Origin of the sequence: Ornithinimicrobium jinqii, assembly GCF_045032595.1 — a bacterium.
GTDB lineage: Bacteria > Actinomycetota > Actinomycetes > Actinomycetales > Dermatophilaceae > Ornithinicoccus.
The window spans coordinates 81093-100176 of sequence record NZ_JBJFZS010000016.1; the positions used below are offsets into that span (position 1 = coordinate 81093).

Annotated in this window: 18 protein-coding genes and 1 tRNA gene; 12 read left to right on the plus strand and 7 right to left on the minus strand. The window is 72.9% G+C overall.

Annotated features, from left to right (window positions below; translation table 11 throughout):
- Nucleotides 1–42 precede the first annotated feature (42 nt).
- Nucleotides 43–1170, plus strand: a complete 1128-nt coding sequence (gene proB, locus ACI3ET_RS07115) for a glutamate 5-kinase (protein ID WP_405032305.1) — start codon at nt 43–45, stop codon at nt 1168–1170.
- 70 nt (nt 1171–1240) lie between these two features.
- Entirely contained in the window at nt 1241–2524 is a 1284-nt protein-coding gene (locus ACI3ET_RS07120; RefSeq protein ID WP_405032306.1) for a glutamate-5-semialdehyde dehydrogenase, read from the plus strand.
- On the opposite strand, the gene ACI3ET_RS07125 is transcribed toward ACI3ET_RS07120, so the two are convergent.
- On the minus strand, nt 2512–3507 hold the full coding sequence (locus ACI3ET_RS07125; protein ID WP_405032307.1) for a glycosyltransferase family 2 protein: 996 nt from the start codon (nt 3505–3507) through the stop codon (nt 2512–2514). The two genes, ACI3ET_RS07120 and ACI3ET_RS07125, sit on opposite strands and share 13 nt — an antisense overlap.
- Nucleotides 3508–3544: 37 nt before the next feature.
- Between ACI3ET_RS07125 and ACI3ET_RS07130 the strand changes: the two genes are divergently transcribed.
- From ACI3ET_RS07130 to ACI3ET_RS07155, 6 genes are all read left to right on the plus strand, one after another.
- On the plus strand, nt 3545–3772 hold the full coding sequence (locus ACI3ET_RS07130) for a hypothetical protein (protein ID WP_405032308.1): 228 nt from the start codon (nt 3545–3547) through the stop codon (nt 3770–3772).
- Nucleotides 3773–3786: 14 nt separating this feature from the next.
- Nucleotides 3787–4359, plus strand: a complete 573-nt coding sequence (nadD, locus tag ACI3ET_RS07135) for a nicotinate-nucleotide adenylyltransferase (RefSeq protein WP_405032385.1) — start codon at nt 3787–3789, stop codon at nt 4357–4359.
- Nucleotides 4356–4733, plus strand: a complete 378-nt coding sequence (gene rsfS, locus ACI3ET_RS07140; RefSeq protein ID WP_405032309.1) for a ribosome silencing factor — start codon at nt 4356–4358, stop codon at nt 4731–4733. Before nadD ends, rsfS begins: the two co-directional genes overlap by 4 nt.
- Nucleotides 4734–4746: 13 nt before the next feature.
- The gene (locus ACI3ET_RS07145; protein WP_405032310.1) at nt 4747–5382 is read left to right on the plus strand and encodes a histidine phosphatase family protein; all 636 of its coding nucleotides are present in this window, start codon (nt 4747–4749) and stop codon (nt 5380–5382) included.
- Nucleotides 5383–5463: 81 nt separating this feature from the next.
- Nucleotides 5464–5536 (plus strand) — tRNA-Ala (locus tag ACI3ET_RS07150).
- 122 nt (nt 5537–5658) lie between these two features.
- The gene (locus tag ACI3ET_RS07155; RefSeq protein WP_405032311.1) at nt 5659–6909 is read left to right on the plus strand and encodes an MFS transporter; all 1251 of its coding nucleotides are present in this window, start codon (nt 5659–5661) and stop codon (nt 6907–6909) included.
- Here ACI3ET_RS07155 and ACI3ET_RS07160 read toward each other — a convergent pair.
- Both ACI3ET_RS07160 and ACI3ET_RS07165 read right to left on the minus strand, forming a co-directional pair.
- On the minus strand, nt 6884–7390 hold the full coding sequence (locus ACI3ET_RS07160; RefSeq protein ID WP_405032312.1) for a type II toxin-antitoxin system PemK/MazF family toxin: 507 nt from the start codon (nt 7388–7390) through the stop codon (nt 6884–6886). The two genes, ACI3ET_RS07155 and ACI3ET_RS07160, sit on opposite strands and share 26 nt — an antisense overlap.
- Entirely contained in the window at nt 7387–8154 is a 768-nt protein-coding gene (locus ACI3ET_RS07165) for an IclR family transcriptional regulator (RefSeq protein ID WP_405032313.1), read from the minus strand. Before ACI3ET_RS07165 ends, ACI3ET_RS07160 begins: the two co-directional genes overlap by 4 nt.
- Nucleotides 8155–8307: 153 nt before the next feature.
- Between ACI3ET_RS07165 and ACI3ET_RS07170 the strand changes: the two genes are divergently transcribed.
- On the plus strand, nt 8308–10116 hold the full coding sequence (locus ACI3ET_RS07170; RefSeq protein ID WP_405032314.1) for an L-lactate permease: 1809 nt from the start codon (nt 8308–8310) through the stop codon (nt 10114–10116).
- Nucleotides 10117–10225: 109 nt separating this feature from the next.
- Here the strand turns inward: ACI3ET_RS07170 and glcF are convergent, their stop codons facing one another.
- From glcF to aceB, 4 genes are read right to left on the minus strand one after another with little or no spacing between them, the layout of a single operon-like run.
- Nucleotides 10226–11635: a glycolate oxidase subunit GlcF gene (gene glcF / locus ACI3ET_RS07175; RefSeq protein WP_405032315.1), complete on the minus strand. Its 1410-nt coding sequence runs from the start codon at nt 11633–11635 to the stop codon at nt 10226–10228.
- Nucleotides 11636–11640: 5 nt separating this feature from the next.
- Nucleotides 11641–12882, minus strand: a complete 1242-nt coding sequence (locus tag ACI3ET_RS07180; protein ID WP_405032316.1) for an FAD-binding oxidoreductase — start codon at nt 12880–12882, stop codon at nt 11641–11643.
- Nucleotides 12882–14360, minus strand: coding sequence for an FAD-linked oxidase C-terminal domain-containing protein (locus ACI3ET_RS07185; RefSeq protein WP_405032317.1), 1479 nt, complete (start codon nt 14358–14360; stop codon nt 12882–12884). Before ACI3ET_RS07185 ends, ACI3ET_RS07180 begins: the two co-directional genes overlap by 1 nt.
- A gap of 50 nt (nt 14361–14410) precedes the next feature.
- Nucleotides 14411–16033 carry a malate synthase A gene (gene aceB, locus ACI3ET_RS07190; protein WP_405032318.1) on the minus strand — a complete coding sequence of 541 codons (1623 nt, stop codon included), beginning with the start codon at nt 16031–16033 and terminating at the stop codon, nt 14411–14413.
- A gap of 169 nt (nt 16034–16202) precedes the next feature.
- On the opposite strand from aceB, the gene ACI3ET_RS07195 reads away from it, so the two are divergent.
- From ACI3ET_RS07195 to ACI3ET_RS07205, 3 genes are all read left to right on the plus strand, one after another.
- Complete coding sequence (locus tag ACI3ET_RS07195) at nt 16203–16637, plus strand: GNAT family N-acetyltransferase (RefSeq protein ID WP_405032319.1); 435 nt, start codon at nt 16203–16205, stop codon at nt 16635–16637.
- A gap of 117 nt (nt 16638–16754) precedes the next feature.
- Complete coding sequence (locus ACI3ET_RS07200) at nt 16755–18293, plus strand: molybdopterin-dependent oxidoreductase (RefSeq protein WP_405032320.1); 1539 nt, start codon at nt 16755–16757, stop codon at nt 18291–18293.
- Nucleotides 18294–18325: 32 nt separating this feature from the next.
- The gene (locus tag ACI3ET_RS07205) at nt 18326–19033 is read left to right on the plus strand and encodes a fasciclin domain-containing protein (protein WP_405032322.1); all 708 of its coding nucleotides are present in this window, start codon (nt 18326–18328) and stop codon (nt 19031–19033) included.
- Nucleotides 19034–19084 lie beyond the last annotated feature (51 nt).

Genomic DNA, 19084 nt, shown 5'->3' on the forward strand with positions numbered 1-19084 from the left:
GAGGATGTATGAGTATGTCAAGGAGTGGATTAGTATTCGGTCATGTCCTCTCTCGGTGGTCGTCGCGTCATCCGTGACGCTCGGCGGATCGTGGTCAAGGTCGGGTCCTCCTCGCTGACCGGCCCCGGCGGGAGGCTGGACGGGTTCCGGCTGCAGGCGCTGGCGACGACGCTGGCCAAGAAGGCGCTGGACGGGGTGCAGGTCGTGCTCGTGTCCTCCGGTGCGATCGCGGCCGGGATGGAGCCGCTCGGGCTGGCCCGCCGGCCCAAGGACCTCGCGACCCAGCAGGCAGCCGCCAGCACCGGTCAGGGCGTACTCATGGCGGCCTACTCCACCGCGTTCACGATGCACGGCATCCGGGTCGGGCAGGTCCTGCTCACCGCCGACGACCTCCACCGGCGCAGCCACTACGTCAACGCCTCCCGCACCCTCGAGCGGCTGCTCGAGCTGGAGATCGTCCCGATCATCAACGAGAACGACACGGTCGCGACCGACGAGATCCGCTTCGGCGACAACGACCGGCTCGCCGCGCTCGTCGCGCACCTCGTGGACGCGGACGCGATGCTGCTGCTCTCCGACGTCGACGCGCTCTACGACGGGCCGCCGAGCCGGGACGGGACCCGGCGCATCCCGCTGGTGTCGTCGCCGGCCGACATCGCCCACGTGGACGTCAGCGGGGGCGGCTCGGCCGTCGGCACCGGGGGCATGGCCACCAAGGTCGCCGCCGCGCAGATGGCCACGGCGGAGGGGATCAGCGTCCTGCTCACCAGCGCCGACCAGATCACCGCCGCCCTGGCCGGTGAGGAGATCGGCACGCTCTTCACCCCCACCGACGTCAAGAGCTCCGCGCGGCGCCGCTGGCTCACGCACGCCAGCGGCACCTCGGGCCGGATCGTGCTCGACGACGGGGCGGTCGAGGCGGTCGTGCGCCGGCGTACGTCGTTGCTGCCCGTCGGCGTCACCCGTCTCGAAGGGCGCTTCAGCGCCGGCGACACCGTCGAGCTCTGCGACCCGCAGGGTCGGGTGGTGGCCCGGGGGCTCGTCGGCTACGACGCCGAGGAGCTGCGACCCCTTGTCGGTCACCGGCTCGAGCGCGGCACGCGCCTGCGCACCGGGGCACCGGCGCCGAGACCCGTCGTGCGCCGCGACGACCTCGTCGTGCTCCAGTAGCCGCGCGCCCAGCCTCGACCCGCGCGCCCACCCCCGACCCCCGCCCCGACCACCCGAGGAGTCCTCGAGCATGACCGTCCAGATCGCCCCCGAGGTCGTCGACCACGTCCACGAGACCGCCCGTCGCGCACGGGTCGCCGCCCGCCGGCTGGCGCTGCTGGCCAGGGCCGAGAAGGATGCGGCGCTGCTCGCCCTCGCCGACGCGATCGACGCCGCGACCGCCGAGGTCATCGCCGCCAACGCGGAGGACCTGCGGACCGGCCGTGACAGGGGCCTGGCCGCCAACCTCCTCGACCGGCTCACCCTCGACGCCGACCGTGTCCACGCCGTGGCGGAGGCGCTGCGCCAGGTGGCCTCGCTCCCGGACCCCGTGGGGGAGATCGTCCGCGGCTCGACCACGGCCAACGGTCTGCAGATCCGCCAGGTGCGGGTCCCGATGGGGGTCATCGGGATGATCTACGAGGCCCGCCCCAACGTGACGGTCGACGCCGCCGGGCTCGCACTGAAGAGCGGCAACGCCGTCATCCTGCGCGGCGGCTCCGCCGCGTCGGCGACCAACGCCCGCCTCGTGGAGATCATGCGGGCGGCGCTGGAGGCGCAGGGGCTGCCCGCCGATGCGCTCAACCTGCTCACCGACGGCGGCCACGACGCGGCTCGTGCGCTGATGACCGCGCGCGGGCTGGTCGACCTCGTCATCCCGCGCGGCGGCGCCGGCCTCATCCAGACGGTGGTGACCGAGTCGACGGTCCCGGTCATCGAGACCGGCGTCGGCAACTGCCACGTCTACGTCGACGCCTCGGCGGACACCGCGATGGCCGTCGACATCGTGCTCAACTCCAAGACCCAGCGCACGTCCGTGTGCAACGCAGCCGAGTCGCTGCTCGTCCACCGGGACGCCGCCGACCGGGTGCTGCCGGCGATCATGGAGCGCTTCGGCACCGCCGGCGTCACCGTGCACGGTGACGCCGCGATGGAGGGGTATGCCGCCTCCGCCGGAGCCGCGCACGTGCCGGTCACCGACGAGGACGACGACACCGAGTACCTCTCCCTCGACATCTCCGCCCGCGTGGTGGACAGCATCGAGGACGCGATCGCGCACATCCAGGAGCACTCCAGCGGGCACACCGAGGCGATCGTCACCGCAGACCGGGCCGCCGCCCGGCTGTTCACGACCCAGGTGGACGCCGCCGCGGTGATGGTCAACGCCTCGACCCGGTTCACCGACGGTGGTGAGCTCGGCTTCGGTGCGGAGATCGGCATCTCGACGCAGAAGCTGCACGCCCGGGGCCCGATGGCGCTGGCCGAGCTGACCACGACCAAGTGGGTCGTGGAGGGTGACGGTCAGGTGCGCTGACCGGGCCGGCCCTGGCTCCGGCCCTGGGTCGGGCTGTCCGGGTCGTGCAGGGAGTCGTGGGCGACGTAGTAGCTCGGCCGGCGCTGGAGCGCGACATAGATCCTGCCGACGTACTCGCCGAGGATGCCCAGGCTGAGGAGCTGCAGGGCCCCCACGGCGGCCACGATGACGACCGTGGAGGTCCAGCCGGCGACCGTGTGGCCCAGGACCTTGGCCAGCAACGCGTAGACCAGCAGGGCGACGGCGACCAGGCCACCGCCGAGCCCGAACCAGGTGGCCAGGCGCAGCGGGGCGCTGGAGAACCCGGTGATGGAGTCGACGGAGAGGCGGACCATCTTGGACAGCGGGTACTTGCTCGTCCCGGCCGCCCGCTCGTCCCGGGCGTAGCCGACGGTGGTGGACGGGAAGCCGAGCGCGGGCACGACCAGGCGCAGCACCCGGTGCTCCTCGGGCAGTGCGTTGACGGCGTCCACCGTCGCCCGGGACATCAGCCGGTAGTCGCCCGCGTTGTCGGGGGCCCCGGTCGCACCCATCGCCCGCATGGTGGCGTAGTAGGCGTGGGCGGTGCTCCGTTTGAAGGGGCTGTCGCTCGACCGGTCGGTCCGGACCCCGTAGACGACGTCCACGCCGTGGGTGCGCGCCGCCTCGAGCAGCCGAGGGACGGCCTCCGGGGGATCCTGCAGGTCGGCGTCCAGCGTGACCACCCAGGCGCCGCGCGCCGCCGCCAGCCCCGCCGAGATCGCCGCCTGGTGGCCGGCGTTGGCGCGCAGGCGCAGGACGCGCAGCTGCGGCCAGGTGCGTCGGTGCGCCTGGAGCAGGACCGGTGTCTGGTCCCGGCTGCCGTCGTCGACGGCGACCACCTCGTAGGCGTCGGGCAGCGCGTCCAGCACCGGCCGCAGCCGCGCCACGAGCAGGGGCAGCACCTCGGCCTCGTCGAACATGGGCACCACCACGGAGAGCACGGGCGCTGGGTGGGTCGACATGCGCACACTGTATGACGTGGCCGGTACAGTGACCCCCATGACGTCTGCGCTTACCCAGGTCCGGGCCGCCGCCGAAGAGGGCGGCCACGAGGTGGTCAACGAGCTGCTCTTCGAGCCCATCTGGTTCGGCGTGATCGCCATCGTCGCGTTCCTGGCGCTGCTCGCCACCCTGTGGGCCTTCCGCAACACCCTCGCGCTCGACCCCCACGGCGTCGCCGAGGGGCACGTGGACCCTGACTCGGGCCGCGGGACCAGCGCCCACTGATGCGCCTGGGAGTGATGGGCGGCACCTTCGACCCCATCCACCACGGCCACCTCGTGGCGGCCAGCGAGGCCGCGCACCTGCTCGACCTCGACGAGGTCGTGTTCGTGCCGACCGGGCAGCCCTACCGCAAGGACGTCAGCCAGGTCAGCCCACCCGAGGACCGATACCTCATGACGGTGATCGCCACGGCCTCGAACCCGCGCTTCACCGTCAGCCGTGTGGACGTCGACCGCGAGGGCCCGACCTACACCCGTGACACGCTCGTGGACCTGCACGCGCAGCGTCCCCACGACGAGCTGTTCTTCATCACCGGCGCGGACGCGCTGGCGCAGATCCTGTCCTGGAAGGGCGTGGAGGAGCTCTGGGAGCTCGCGCACTTCGTCGGGGTCACCCGGCCGGGCCACGAGCTCTCGGGCGCCGGCCTCCCGGAGGACAAGGTGACGCTCCTCGAGGTGCCGGCCATGGCCATCTCCTCGACCGACTGCCGGGAGCGCACCGCCTCCGGCGAACCGGTCTGGTACCTCGTGCCGGACGGCGTCGTGCAGTACATCGGCAAGTACCGGCTCTACAAGGAGGACCACTCGTGACCGCCACCCCGCGCGCCGTCGAGCTCGCCCAGGCGGCCGCCGCCGCAGCCCACGACAAGCTGGCCCAGGAGGTGGTGGGTCTCGACGTCTCCGGACAGCTGGCGCTGACCGACGTCTTCCTCATCGCCTCCGCCCCCAGCGAGCGGCAGGTCGGCGCCGTCGTCGACGCGGTGGAGGAGCGGCTCCAGGAGCTCGGCTCCAAGCCGCTGCGTCGGGAGGGTCAGCGTGACGGGCGCTGGGTGCTGCTCGACTTCGGCGACATCGTCGTGCACGTCATGCACACCGAGGACCGCGACTTCTACGACCTCGAGCGCCTCTGGAAGGACTGCCCGCCGGTCGTGCTGCCGGCGGCCCCCCCCGCCGCGCAGGCCTGAGCCCGGAGCGCGCGTGCGTCGCGTCGTCGTCTGGCGGCACGGAGAGACCGCCCACAACGCGGGCGGGATCTACCAGGGCCAGCTCGACAGCCACCTGTCCGAGCGCGGGCGCGAGCAGGCCCGGGACGCCGCCGAGGTGCTCGCCGGCCGCCCCGTCGCCCGGCTGCTGTCCAGCGACCTCGCCCGTGCCTCCGACACCGCCGACGCGCTCGCAGCGCTGACCGGCCTGGTCGTCGAGCACGACCCCCGCCTGCGCGAGATCCACGTCGGACGCTGGCAGGGACTGCCGCACACCGAGGTGGTCGCCCGCTTCCCCGACGTCGTCGCCGCGCTCGACCGAGGTGAGGACGCCGTCCGCGGTGAGACGGGCGAGCGGGTCGCGGACGTCCAGGTGCGGGTGCGCGCAGTCTTCGACGAGCTGGTCCACCGACTGCGCGAGGACGAGACGGCCGTCGTCGCCACGCACGGGATGGCCAGCCGGGCCCTGGTGGCCGACGTGCTGGGGCTGTCCTACCAGCAGGCCTGGCTCTCGCTCGTCGGGCTGCGCAACTGCCACTGGGCCGAGCTCGTCGAGCACCGCACGGGGTGGCGCCTGGACACCTGGAACGCCGGTGTCGGCACCAGCGCCCTGAGCGTCACGGACCGGTGAAAGCGCTGGTCAGCGCAACTGCACACCACGATTTGGTGTTTGCTCCGGCCGCTGGGTAAAGTAGTCCAGTCCTCACGACGAGGGGCTGTGGCGCAGCTGGTAGCGCACCTCCATGGCATGGAGGGGGTCAGGGGTTCGAGTCCCCTCAGCTCCACCCGAGAACGACGACAGAGGCCCTGTCTCCCGCGGGAGACAGGGCCTCCGCGCGTCGGGCAGGCGGTCGGACCAGGCGCGGGTCGACGGGCCCGGGGACACCTGCGAGCGGAGGACGGGCCGGTGGCGGAGCCAGACACCTTCAGGTTCCGGGACGTCGTCGTCGCCGCGTTCGCGCCCACCGTCGTCAACGGGATCGGCCACGCCGCGATCATGCCGGTGCTGGCCCTCGTGGCGCGTGACCTCGGCGCCACCGTCGGCGAGGCCGCCTTCGTCGTCGCGCTGCTCGGGGTCGGCAGCCTGCTCACCTCGCTGCCGGCCGGGGCCCTCGTGGCCCGCGTGGGCGAGCGCCGCGCCCTCGCGGGGGCAGGAGTGGTCGACGCAGCGGCGATGGTGCTGGCCGCGATGTCCACCTCGCTGGCGATGCTCGCCGTGGCGGTGCTGCTCAGCGGTGCCAGCTGGTCGGTCTTCCTGCTGGCCCGGCAGGGCTTCCTCATCGTCGTCACCCCCCTGCACCTGCGCGCCCGCGCGATGTCGGCGCTGGGCGGGAGCCACCGGGTCGGCGCGTTCGTCGGACCGACGCTCGGGGCGTTCCTGCTCGGCGGCACCGGCAGCCTGCGCTCCGTCTTCTGGCTGGCGGCCGCGATGGCCCTGCTGTCCACCGTGATCATCCTCGCGGTCAGGGACCTCACCGGCGGCGTCCCGCGTGCGCGCTCGGGCCGGACGGGGTCGCCACCGGTGCCGATGCCCACCCTGCGCGGGGTGCTGAGCGAGCACCGGCGCGTCCTGGTGACCGTGGGCAGCGCGGTCGTCGTCATCGGCATGGCGCGGTCCCTGCGGGCGACCGTGCTGCCACTGTGGGCCGACCACGTCGGGATCTCGGCAGAGGCGACCTCGCTGGTGTTCGGTCTGTCCGCACTGGTGGAGATCACGCTGGTCTATCCCGCCGGCTGGACGATGGACCGCCTCGGGCGCACCGTCGTCGCGGTGCCGGTGGTGGGCCTGATCGGGCTGGGTGTGGCCCTGCTGCCGCTGGCGCAGGGACTGCCCGTCTTCGCCGCCCTCGCCGTGCTCATGGCCGTCGGCAACGGGATGGGCTCCGGCATCGTCATGACCCTGGGCGCCGACACCGCGCCGGTGAGCGGGCGCGCGCAGTACCTCGGTGGGTGGCGGCTGGCGGGAGACGTGGGGACCACCGCCGGACCGCTGCTGGTCACCGTGCTGGCCGCCGTCGTCCCGCTCGCCGCGGCCTGCGTCGCCACCGGGGCGGTCTGCCTCGGGGGCACGCTGTGGGTCCGGCACCAGGTGGGTCGGGCCGAGCAGCGGCGGCGTGCGGGGGAGGCCGGACTCAGAGCCGCGGGGAGTGCTTCCTGACCTCCGTGACGACCCGGGCGAAAACGTCCTCGTCGAGGCGGGCCCCGGTGCGGCGCACGGCGCCGGGAGGCAGCCGGACCAGCCGGTTGACCCGCGCCTCGCTCGGCCGGCGGTACCGGTCCCAGGCGCCCGTGCCGACGTCGACCCAGTAGCGTCCCTCGGCGGCCTCCTGCGCCTCGTCGAGGTCGTGGTCCTTGCTCGTCAGCTGCAGGGCCAGGAGCACGGCCCCGTCGCGCCCGACGACGAGCACCGGACGGTCCTTGCCCCGCCGCGGGTCCTCCTCGAACGGCACCCATGCCCACACGACCTCGCCGGGGTCGGCGCGGTCGTCGTCGACGGGGGCGTACGCGAAGCCAGCTCCCTCGCCCCGTCCCGCTGCCCCCGCCCGCGACGTCGCCAGGCCACCGAGGGCGTCCGCCGCCCGGCGGGCGGCGCCGCTCAGCCGGGCGGTCCAGCCCGACACCCGTGCCGGGCCCGTCACCGCACGCCCAGGCCGGTGCCGACGAGGTCCTCGGCGATCCGCCGCAGCGCAGGAACCACGGCCCGGGCGACCTCCCGGGTCATCCGCTCGGTCGGTCCGCTCACCGACAGCGCCAGACGGACGCCCGGCACGTCGACGGGCACGGCCACGCAGCGGACCCCGAGCTCCTGCTCCTCGTCGTCGAGCGCGAAGCCCTGACCCCGCACCACCTCCAGCTCGCGGCGCAGGTCCTCCGGGTCGGTGAGGGTATGGGGTGTGCGGGCCACGCGCTCGCGCCCGGCCAGGAGCGACCCGGCCCGGTCGGGGTCGAGTCCCGCCAGGGCGACCTTGCCGACGGCGGTCGAGTGCAGGGGGACCCGCCGACCGACCTCGGCGAAGATGCGCAGCGTGTGGGGGGAGGGGGACTGCGCCACGTAGACCATCTGGTCGCCCTCGAGGACCGCCAGGTTGGCGGTCTCCCCGGTGGCCTCGACCGCCGCCCGCAGCGCCGGGGCGGCCACCGCTGCCAGCTCACGGTAGGCCGCGTCGCCCAGCCGCATGGCCGCCGGGCCCACGCCGTACCGGCGACCCGGGTCCTGACGCACCCAGCCGCGCTGCGCCAGGGCGACGAGGAGGCGGTGTGCGGTGCCGGGGGGCAGTCCGGCCGCGCGCGCGACCTCGGTCACGCCCAGCGTCCCGCGGTGGTCGGCGAGCACCTCCAGCACGTCGAGCGCCCGGTCCACGGACTGGACACCGCGGGGGCGCTCCTCGTCACGGGTGCTCATGGCCGGTCAGCCTACCGGGGGGCGCCCGGCGCGCCGTCGAGGTGCTTGACGCAGGTGGTCGGTGGGGTGCATAGTGCGAGGCGCCCAATGGTCAGGCCATTCCGTCGAGGAACGGCCGGAAGCTCCCGTCCTTCTCAAACATGAGGTGTCATCGTGGACAACCTTGCAGTGCTCAGTCTGCTGGCCATTGCGCCGATAGCCCTGGTCGGCATCCTGCTGGCCGGCTTCCGGTGGCCGGCCAAGTACGCCATGCCCGTCGGCTACGTGGTGACCGTGATCATCGCCCTGCTGGTCTGGGAGATGAAGCCCAACGCCGTCGTCGCCGCCACCATCGAGGGCGTGATCATCGCGGTCACGCTGCTCTACATCGTCTTCGGCGCCCTGCTCCTGCTCGCCACGGTGATCGCCAGCGGTGCGATGAGCACCATCCGCGCCGGCTTCACCTCGATCTCGCCGGACCGACGGATCCAGGCGATCATCATCGGCTGGCTCTTCGGCTCCTTCATCGAGGGCGCCTCCGGGTTCGGCACGCCCGCCGCGGTCGTGGCCCCCCTGATGCTGGCCCTCGGCTTCCCGGCGATGGCTGCCGTCATGGTCGGCCTCATCATCCAGTCGACCCCCGTGTCCTTCGGCGCCGTCGGCACCCCGATGATCGTCGGCGTCGGCAACGGCCTGCGCGACGGTGCCGGGGTCAACGAGCGCGCCGCCGAGCTGGGCCTGGACTACGACGGCCTCGTCGCCGAGATCGCCTTCCAGACCGCCGCCATCCATGCCATCGCCGGCCTGCTCATCCCGCTGGCGATAGCGGTCTTCCTCACGGGCTTCTTCGGTGAGCGGCGCAGCTTCGCCGAGGGTCTGAAGGTCTGGCCCTTCGCGCTCTACGCCTCGCTCGCGATGACCGTCCCCTACGTCCTCGTCGCCCGCTTCATCGGACCGGAGTTCCCGTCCCTCCTCGGCGGTCTCTTCGGCCTCGCCCTGGTGATGTTCACCTCCAGCCGCGGGTTCCTGATGCCCAAGGACACCTGGGACTTCGGGCCGCGCGCCTCCTGGGAGGAGCGCTGGATGGGCTCCCTGGACACCGACCACCTCGGCGAGGAGGTGGAGATCAACAAGCGGATGGGCATCGTCACCGCCTGGATGCCCTACGTCATCATCGCGGTGCTGCTGCTGGCCACCCGTCTCATCGAGCCGCTGACCGCAGCCCTGCGCTCCGAGGCTCCCTGGGTCACGATCCCGTTCAACAACATCCTGAACTCCGGGATCTCGACGACGTGGCAGTGGCTCTACAGCCCGGGCACGGTCTTCATCGTCACCTGCCTCATCACCTACGGCCTGCACCGGATGAGTCGCCACCAGATCCGGGCGACCTGGTCTGCCGCAAGCTCGCAGCTGCTCGGCACCGCCGTCGCGCTCGGCTTCGCGGTGCCCCTGGTGCGGCTGCTCATCCGGTCCGGCCCCGACTTCACCAACTCCGGCCTGGCCTCCATGCCGGTGACGCTGGCCGAGGGGGCCGCGACCGTGGCCGGCGCCAACTGGCCCCTGGTCGCACCCTGGATCGGTGCCCTGGGTGCGTTCGTCGCCGGGTCCAACACGGTCAGCAACCTGACCTTCTCGCTGTTCCAGTTCGCGACCGGCAACGAGATCGGCGTCCCGCCGGAGAGCGTGGTCGCGGCCCAGGCCGTCGGCGGCGCGGGCGGCAACCCCGTGGCGATCCACAACATCGTCGCGGCCTCCGCCACGGTCGGACTGCTGGGCCGCGAGGGCGACCTCATCCGCAAGACCGTGCTGATCACGGCCTACTACTGCCTCGTGGCCGGTGCGGTCAGCTTCCTGTGGATCTACGGCTTCGGCCTCAACCTGGGTCTGATCCAGCTCGTCCTGCTCGTCGCCCTCCTGGCCGGTCTGGCCTACTGGGCGCTCAACCGGGACAAGAACATGGCGCAGGTCCAGACGCCGCGCTGAGAGGTCCACCCGACCGTCCACGACGACGCCCCGCCCGGGATCCGGGCGGGGCGTCGTCGTCGTGTCAGGCCGGAGCAGCGCCGGCGTCCGACCCTGCGCAGGAACCGCCTCAGACGAGCTGCTCGCCGCGGATCGAGGCGTCCAGCAGGGTCGCGGTGTGCACGAACGGGATCGGCCGTCCGGCGCGCTCGAGCGCCTGGCTGATCTGCATCAGGCAGCCGGGGTTCGCGGTGACGAGCAGCTCGGCCCCGGTCTGCAGGATGGTGCCCGCCTTCCGGTCACCGAGCTCCCGCGCCGGTTCGGGGTGCAGGATGTTGTAGACGCCGGCAGAGCCGCAGCAGATCTCGGCGTCCGGGATCTCCCGCAGCGTCACCCCGGGGATCTCGCGCAGCAGCTGACGGGGTTGGCTGACGACCTTCTGGGCGTGCCGCAGGTGGCAGGCGTCGTGGTAGGCGACCACCAGCTCCCGTCCCTCCGGGGCGACCGGATGACGGGGGGCGACCGACCCCAGCTCGACGAGGATCTCGGAGAGGTCGCTGACCCGCTCGCTGAAGGCCCGGGCCCGGTCGGCGTAGGCGGGGTCGTCGGCAAGGAGGTGGACGTACTCCTTCATGGTCGACCCGCAGCCGGCGGAGTTGACCACGATCTGGTCCACCCCGGCCTCCTCGAAGGTGTCGATGAGTCGCCGGGCGAACTCCTGCCCCTCCTCCTCACGCCCGACGTGCACCGACAGCGCGCCGCAGCACCCCTGCCGCCGTGGCGCAATCACGTCGCAGCCCTCGGCGGCGAGCACGCGGGCCGTGGCGGCGTTGACGTCGCCGAAGAACTCCCGCTGCACGCACCCGGTGAGCATCCCGACGACGGCCCGGCGCTTTCCCACGGCGGGCGTCCGCTCCGGCACCTCGACACGTGGTCCCAGGGGCGGGGCCAGGGACTGCATGACCTCGAGCTGCGGGCTCACCCGGCCGACCAGACCGGTGCGCTGCACCAGGCCCAGGGCGCCCGTGCGCTGGGCGATCCGGAGGGGGCCGCGCAGGGCCCGCAACCGGGCCGGGTAGGGGAACAGGCTGAAGATGAGCGCCCGCAGTCCGCGCTCGGCGGCCGGGCGCTCGACCCGGCGCTCGACCTGGGCACGCGTCTGCTCGAGGAGCCGGTCGTACTGGACTCCCGACGGGCAGGCGGTCACGCACGCCATGCAGCCGAGGCAGGCGTCGAAGTGCGTGACCATCGACTGGGTCAGCGGGGCGCCCTCGACGCCGGCACGCATGAGGTCGATGCGTCCGCGGGGGCTGTCCATCTCCTCGCCCCACAACGAGTAGGTCGGGCAGGTGGTGAGGCAGAACCCGCAGTGCACGCAGTCGTCGAGCAGGTCCTGGCTGGGCGGGTGGTGAGCGTCGAAGGCCGGCGTGGCCAGCACGTCCGAGCGTTCGCCGCGGACGGTCGGCATGCCGAGCTCGACGGCCGAGGCGGTCGGCACGGCGGCGGGCGGGGTGGTGGTGGGGACGGCGCGGTCGCTCATCGGTGCTACAGGCCTCCTACGAAACGGCCCGGCGCGAGGATGCGACCGGGGTCGAACTCGGCCTTGACCCGGCGCATGAGGTCCAGCGCCGGGACCGGGCCCCAGCTGTCGAGGGTCCGCTTGGTCCCGGGGGCGGCGTCGAGGACGACGGTCGAGCCGCCGAGCGCGGTGCTGGTCCGACGCACCGCCTCCACCGCCGCGGCCGCGGCCTCGGGCGCGGTCGTCCCGGGAAGGGAGGCGTGCAGGACCCCGGCGCCGGCGGAACCGGTGAGGCTCGCCCCGTGGCGGGAGAGCTCACCGACCAGCTGTGGTATGCCGCTCAGGCGGGCGGTGGCGCGGAGCAGGAGGGGTCGTGGCTCCTCGGCCTCGCCGGTCGTGGGCAGGCGACCCCACCAGGAGGGAGCCTCGTCGGCGACCCAGGCCTGCTCGCCCAGCCCGGCGGCCAGGGCCTCGGCCCGGGCGGCCGCGCCGTCCGGGGTGCCGGTGACCAGGGCCACGACGACCGGGTCCTGGTCTGGCACGACGTGCACCTCGACGGCGTGGGGGACCAGCTGGCTGGACACGAGCCCGGCGACGACGTCCGCCAGGTGGTCGGCGGGCGTGGTGAGACCGACCCAGAGGCTCGCCTGCGGCACCGGGTGCAGGCGGACCGTCACTTCCGTGAGGACCGCGAGAGTCCCGAAGGAGCCGGTCAGGAGCTTGGACAGGTCGTAGCCGGCGACGTTCTTGACGACCTTGCCGCCAGCCTTGGCGACCGTGCCGTCGGCCCGCACGAAGCGGACGCCGATCACGACGTCGCTGGTGGACCCCACCCACATGCGCCGCGGGCCGGCGAGGTTCGTGGCGACCGCCCCGCCGAGCGTGCTGCCGCCGAGCGTGCCGCCGACGAGGTCGTCCACGACCAGCTGGTGACGGCCCTGCCCGAGGCGTTCCTGCAGACGCGCCAGCGGCATGCCCGCGCCGGCCGTGGCGACGAGGTCGCCGCGCGAGTGCTCGACCAGCTCGTCCATCCGGGTGGTGTCCAGCAGCACGTCCAGGCGCTCAGGAGGACGGCCCCAGGCCAGCTTGCTGCCGTGCCCGCGCACGACCACGGCGAGGTCCTGCTCGTGGCAGGCGCGCAGGAGCGCCGACGTCTCCTGCGTCGAGGCGGGCCGGGCCACCACCCGCGGCGCGATCCCGTCGACGGAGTCGGACGCCGCGGGCTCGGCGAGCTCACAGACGTCTGCGAGCAGGTCGGTCGTCGTCATCAGAAGACCTCCGCCAGGCCGGCCTCCTGCAGCGGGTGCGCACCCTGGACGATCCGGGGTCGCTCGCCGCACAGGCGGGGGGTCGGGTAGATCTTGCCCGGGTTGGCGATGCCGTCCGGGTCGAAGGCGCAACGGAGCAGCTGCATGGTGTCGAGGTCCTCGTCGGTGAACATCCTGGGCATGTACTTCGCCTTGTCCGAGCCCACGCCGTGCTCGCCGGTGATCGAGCCGCCGTGCTCGATGCACAGGTCGAGGATCATGCCGGAGACCATCTCGGCCCGCTCGGTGGCACCCTCCTCGCTGGCGTCGAAGAGCACGAGCGGGTGCAGGTTGCCGTCCCCGGCGTGGAAGACGTTGGCGACGCGGACCCCGTGCTCGGCGCTGATCTCGCCCATCCGCCGCAGCACCGCGGGCAGCGCGGTGCGGGGCACCACCCCGTCCTGGACGATGTAGTCGGGGGAGATCCGGCCCACCGCGGCGAAGGCCGACTTGCGGCCCTTCCAGATCTCGGCCCGCTCGGCAGCGTCGGTGGCCATCCGGAACTCGAACGCCTCCTGCTCGGTGCAGATCTGCTCGACCACCGCATACTCGTGCTCGACCTCCTGGCGCGCGCCGTCCAGCTCGACGACGAGGACCGCGCCCGCGCCCTGCGGGTAGCCGCACGAGACGGCCTTCTCGGCGGCTTCGATCGCCAGGGCGTCCATGATCTCGATGGCGGCGGGCACGATGCCGGCCGCGATGATCGCGCTGGTCGCGGCCCCGGCCTGGTCGGTGGTGCGGAAGCCGGCGAGGATCGTGCGCACCTCCTGGGGCAGGCGCACCAGGCGCACGGTGGCCCGCGTCGCCACGCCGAGCGTGCCCTCGGAGCCGACGAAGGCACTGACGAGGTCGTAGCCCGGCGCGTCCGGGGCGTCGGTGCCCAGCGTCACCTGGGCGCCGGACGGGGTGACGACATCCAGGGACAGGACGTGGTTGCTGGTGAAGCCGTACTTGAGGCAGTGCGCGCCGCCGGAGTTCTCCGCGACGTTGCCGCCGATCGAGCAGATCTGCTGGCTGCTGGGGTCGGGGGCGAAGTAGTAGCCCAGCGGGTTGGCCGCCTTGGACACCTGCAGGTTGATGACGCCCGCGTCCACGTCCGCACGCTGGTCCTCGGGTCGGACGGCGTGCAGGGTGCGGAGCCGGCTGGTCACCACCAGCACCCCCTCGGCGTGGGGGAGCGCGCCACCGCTGAGGCCGGTGCCGGAGCCCCGCGCCACGAACGGCACCCGGTGCCGCGCGCACGCGGCCACCGTGGCGGCGACGTCCTGCGCCGTGTCCGCCAGGACCACGAGCGCGGGGGTCACGCGGTAGGCCGCGAGCCCGTCGCACTCGTAGGTCGCGACCTCGCTCGGGTCGGTGAGGAGGTGGGAGTCGGGCATGACGTCGCGCAGCTCCTCGAGCACCTGCCGGACGCTGTCGCGCCCGCTGTCGAACGTCATACCCGACCTCCTCGTCGTGGATGGGTGGTTCTGCAGACCAGCCTACGAGGTCAGTCCATCGTCTCGTAGGCCGGAACGGTCAGGAAGTCGGCGAAGTCGTCGGCGACCGCGACCTGAAGGAACAGGTCGGTGGCCGCCCGGTAGTCCTCGGGCGTGCCGGGGAGCTCGGCCAGAACCTCCTGGGTGAGACGCTCGACCAGCTCGCGGGTGACCGTGGCGCCGGTGTCGGCCAGGGTGACGTCGTTGTGCAGCCACTGCCAGATCTGCGAGCGCGAGATCTCGGCGGTCGCAGCGTCCTCCATGAGGTTGTGCACCGCGACGGCTCCGCGGCCGGTGAGCCACACGGCGAGGTACTGGATCGCGACGTCGATGTTGGAGCGCAGCCCGACCTCGGTCACGTCCCCGGGGGTCTGGTCGACCGACAGGAGGTCGGCGGCCGAGACCGAGACGTCCTCGCGGAGCTTGTCGACCTGGTTCGGGCGCTCGCCCAGGACGCTGTCGAAGACCTCGAGGCAGGTCTGCACCATGCCGGGGTGGGCCACCCAGGAGCCGTCGAAGCCGTCCTGGGCCTCGCGCGTCTTGTCGGCCCGGACCTTCTCGAAGGCGACCTTGTTGACCTCTTCGTCCTTGGACGGGATGAACGCGGCCATGCCGCCGATCGCGTGGGCCCCGCGCTTGTGGCAGGTGCGCACGAGCAGCTCGGTGTAGGCCCGCATGAAGGGGGCGGTCATCGTCACCGCGTTGCGGTCGGGCAGCAGCATCTCCGCGCCGCGGGTGCGGTAGGTCTTGATGACGCTGAAGAGGTAGTCCCAGCGCCCGGCGTTGAGGCCGGCGGAGTGCTCCTTGAGCTCGTAGAGGATCTCCTCCATCTGGAAGGCTGCCGGGTAGGTCTCGATGAGGCAGGTGGCCCGGATGGTGCCGCGCGGGATGCCGAGGGCGTCCTGGGCCAGGTTGAAGGCGTCGTTCCAGATCCGCGCCTCGAGGTGGTGCTCCATCTTCGGCAGGTAGAGGTAGGGGCCCTTTCCGGCGTCAAGCTGCGGGCGCGCGGAGGCGCACAGGAAGAGGGCGAGGTCGACCAGGCTGCCGGAGGTGCGGCGGCCGTCGACGAGGATGTGCTTCTCGTCGAGGTGCCAGCCGCGGGGGCGCATCACGATCGTGGGCAGCTGCGCCTGGTCGGTGGTGCTGAGCGCGTAGTCCTTGCCTTCGGGCGAGGAGAAGCTGATGGTGCCGAGGATGGCGTCGCGCAGGTTGATCTCGCCCTCGACCACGTTCTCCCACTTGGGGGTGTTGGCGTCCTCCTGGTCGGCCAGCCACACCCTGGCGCCGGAGTTCATCGCGTTGATGGTCATCTTGCGGTCCGTCGGGCCGGTCATCTCCACCCGGCGGTCCACCAGACCGGGGGCGTGCTCGCCGACCCGCCAGGAGTCGTCCTCGCGGATGTGGGCGGTCTCGGGGAGGAAGTCGAGGTCCTGACCGGAGGCCACGGAGTCCATGACCTGCCGGCGCGCGGCCAGCCGCTCCTGCCGACGGTCCTCGAGCTCGCGGTGCAGCGTGGCGACGAGCTCGAGCGCCTCGCGGCTGAGGATCTGCTCGTAGCCGGGCTTGAGGGCGCCGGTCACCTCGACGCCCTCGGGCAGGTCGAGGGCGGGGGCTGTGGGCTGGGGCGTGGACATAGAGATGTCTCCTCACGATCGTTGTGCGAGCGATGCCTCGCTGACGGAGCGCCGCTGGCTGCAGCGGTCAATGATTCCACGATGTGGAACAAGTGATCCGTTCAGTGAAATCAGCGTAGCGCCTCTGGTCCGGAGGGTCCACCCCTGGTGCGCTCGCTAGGGTGAAGTCGTGAGCTCCCACGAGATCGTCATCAGCGCCGACGACCGACCCTCGCTGGAGGAGCTGGTGGGCCTCTACGACGCCGTGGGCTGGTCCAGCTACACGACGGCTCCGGAGGTGCTCGAGGCCGCGATCGAGGGCTCGAGCCGGGTCGTGACGGCCCGCTACGGGGAGGACCTCCTGGGCCTGGCGCGGGTGCTGACCGACGGGGCCAGCATCGTCTACCTGCAGGACGTGCTCGTGCGGCCCGAGCTGCAGCGCGAGGGCGTCGGCCGGGCGCTCGTCCACGCCGCGCTGGAGCCCTACGCCCACTGCCGGCAGAAGGTGCTGATGACCGACGACGAACCGCGGCAGCGCTCCTTCTACGAGTCCCTCGGCTATCAGGAGATCCGGGACCACGGCGACGGCCGGCTCCGGGCCTTCGTGCGCTTCGACGAGACGTGACCTCGCGCCGCCCCGGCGTGGACTGACGGGGCACGCCCGGCGGTGCCGGCCGCGGTCGGATGTGTGACGTGTCCCACGTCACACATCCGGACAGCGTGCCCGTTCCGAAGACCGGGTATGACGACCACGAGCGCCGCGCGGGCACCCCGAGGGGCCGGACTCCTCTCCGGCGCACTCGCCGGTGCGTCCGGGGTGCTCGTGGGGGAGGGTCTGGCGAGGCTCCTCGGCGCGACCGGGCCCGTCGTGGCGGTGGGCAACCGCGCGGTCGACCTCACGCCCCGCCCCGTCAAGGAGTGGGCGGTCGCGACGTTCGGCGCCGCAGACAAGGCCGTCCTCGTGGGGGGAGTGCTCGGCACCGTCCTCCTGACGGTCCTCGCCCTGGGCCGGCTCGGCACCACCCGCCGTCGAACCGCCGTGGCGGGGATGACGGTCGTCGTCGGCCTGGCCGCCTGGGCGATGCTGCGGGACCCGGCGCAGGGGGCCGGGACGGTCGCCGTCCTGGCGTCCGTCGCCGGCATGCTGCTCGTGGGTCCCGGTGGGTTCGCCGTGCTGCTCTCCCTCCTGCCGCGGCCGCCGGTCGACGGGGACGCCCCGACGGCCAGCCTGGACCGCCGACGCTTCCTGCTCGCCGCGTCGAGCGTCGCCGCCCTGGGCGCGGGGGGCGGAGCGACCCGGGGAATGGCCGGCGACCCCGCCGCACCGGTCGCGGTCAGGCTGCCCGCTCCCACCGTCCCGGCGGCGCGGGTGCCCGCCGGGGTCAGCTTCGAGGTCCCCGGGCTGACGCCGCACCTCACCCCGACCCCCGGCTTCTACCGGGTGGACACCGCGCTGCAGGTGCCACGGGTGGCCCTGTCCGACTACGTCCTGCGCATCACCGGCATGGTCGACCGGCCCCTGGATCTCACCTTCGAGGACCTGCTGGCGCGTGACCTGGTCGAGCGACGGATCACCCTGACCTGCGTGAGCAACGAGGTCGGCGGCGACCTGCTGGGCAACGCGACGTGGCTGGGCATCCCCACCCGTGAGCTGCTCGCGGAGGCAGGCGTGCAGACCGGTGCCGACGCGGTGCGCTCGCGCAGCGTCGACGGGTTCACGGCCGGGACCGCCCTGGACGTCCTCACCGACGACCGCGACGCCCTCGTCGCCATCGGCATGAACGGCCAGCCGCTCCCGGCGGAGCACGGCTTTCCGGTCCGCATGGTGACCCCAGGTCTCTACGGCTACGTGTCCGCCACGAAGTGGCTGGTCGAGCTCGAGGTGACCAGGTTCTCGGACTTCTCGGCCTACTGGACCGACCGGGGGTATGCCGCGCAGGCGCCGGTCAAGCTCTCCTCGCGCATCGACGTGCCGGGCTCCTTCGCCCGGCTCGACGCCGGGCCCGTCACCGTGGCCGGCGTGGCCTGGGCCCAGACGGTCGGCATCGAGCGCGTCCAGGTGCGCGCCGGGAGCGGACCGTGGCAGGACGCCGAGCTGGGCGTCGAGGACTCCGACCAGACCTGGCGCGCCTGGCGCTGGGTGTGGGACGCCGAGCCGGGCACGCACCGGCTCGAGGTGCGCGCGACCGACCGTGCGGGCCGCAGACAGATCTCCCGTCGGGAGCCGATCGCTCCCGACGGGTCAACCGGGTGGCACAACGTGACGGTCACCGTCGCGTGAGACCCCTTCACCCACTGAGAAAGGACCGCATGATGCGTATCTCCAAGGGACTGACCGCGCTGTCGATGGCCTCGATGCTCGCCCTGACCGCCTGTGGCGGCGACACGGAGGACATGGCCGCCGACCCGACCAGCGCCGCCGCGCCCGCCGGGGAGACGACGGAGGACATGACCTCCGACGACATGACCTCCGACGACGCCATGGCCTCCGACGACGCCATGGCCTCCGAGGGCGCGATGGACCCCGCCGCCAACCTCGTGGGGCCCGGCTGCGCCGGGTACGCGGAGTCAGTGCCCGACGGCGCCGGTTCCGTCGCCGGCATGGCTGCCGACCCGGTCGCCGTCGCGGCCGGCAACAACCCGTTGCTCACCCAGCTGGCCGCCGCCGTCTCCGGCCAGGTGAACCCGGACGTCGACCTGGTCGACACCCTCAACGGCGACGAGTTCACCGTCTTCGCCCCGGTCGACGACGCGTTCGCGCAGCTCGACGAGGAGACGATGGACACGCTGGCCACAGACTCCGAGCTGCTCAGCTCGATCCTCACCTACCACGTCGTCCCCGGTCAGCTCACGCCCGACCAGGTCGTCGGCGAGCAGACGACCGTCCAGGGCGGGGCCGTCGAGGTGGCCGGCTCCGGCGACGAGCTCACCGTCAACGGCGCTTCCGTCATCTGCGGCGGCGTGCAGACCGCCAACGCGACCGTGTACCTGATCGACGAGGTGCTCATGCCGCAGGGCTGACACGCTCTCGCGCGGTGGCGCGCACCGCCCCCACCCCGAGCGCGGGGGGTG